This window comes from Rhizobacter sp. P5_C2, from assembly GCF_054049715.1.
In genome coordinates, this window is the sequence record NZ_JBFULV010000258.1 from 1 (window position 1) to 718 (window position 718).

General features: G+C 75.5%; 1 protein-coding gene. It reads right to left on the reverse strand.

The genetic code is table 11. From position 1 onward, the window contains the following. Positions 1-718, reverse strand: a 718-nt coding sequence (locus ACXJLU_RS33480) for a S1C family serine protease (protein WP_457338028.1), incomplete at both ends; no start/stop codon positions are given.

Here is a 718-nt window from a genome sequence, read left to right on the forward strand (position 1 = left end):
GCCCGCGCCCAGCCGCGGGCGCGGCGCCGCGCCCTCGCTGCGCAGCTCGGCCACCACCTGCTGCACCACCTCGATCGGCATGAACAGGCTGACGCCCGAGCTGCCGTAGGGGCCGACCACGGTGCGCAGGCTCATGCCGACGATCGCGCCGCGGGCGTCGAGCAGCGGGCCGCCGGAATTGCCGGGGTTCAGCGTCAGGTCGCTCTGGATGAACAGCACCTCGCCGTCCTCCGCGAAATGCCGGGCCCGCCCGCCGACGATGCCGGCCACCACCGAGCGGTTCAGGCCATAGGGTTCGCCGACCGCCAGCACCCAGTCGCCGGCACGCAGCGCGGCCGAACGGCCGAACACCGGCGCGCCGTCGGGCGGCGTGTCGATGTCGAGCAGCGCGATGTCCATGTCGCGGTCGATCGCGCGCACCCGCGCGGGGCGCACGCGCTGGTCGGGCAGCTTCACCAGCACCTGGTGCGCACCGGTGACGACGTGCGCCGCCGTGACGACCGCGCCGCTGTCGTCGATGAAGAAGCCGGCACCGATGCGCGCCGGCAGTCCGGCGGTGCTCCACGGCGCGAGTTCGTCGCCACGCGGCAGCGAGGCCTCGTCGGCTTCGGGGTCGGTGTCGGCATCGGCGCCGATCCCATAGACGCCGACGGCGAACGCGCTGCCGCGGCTCACCGCCACCGCGAAGCCCGCGGCCGGCTCGGGGGCCGCCGTCGGC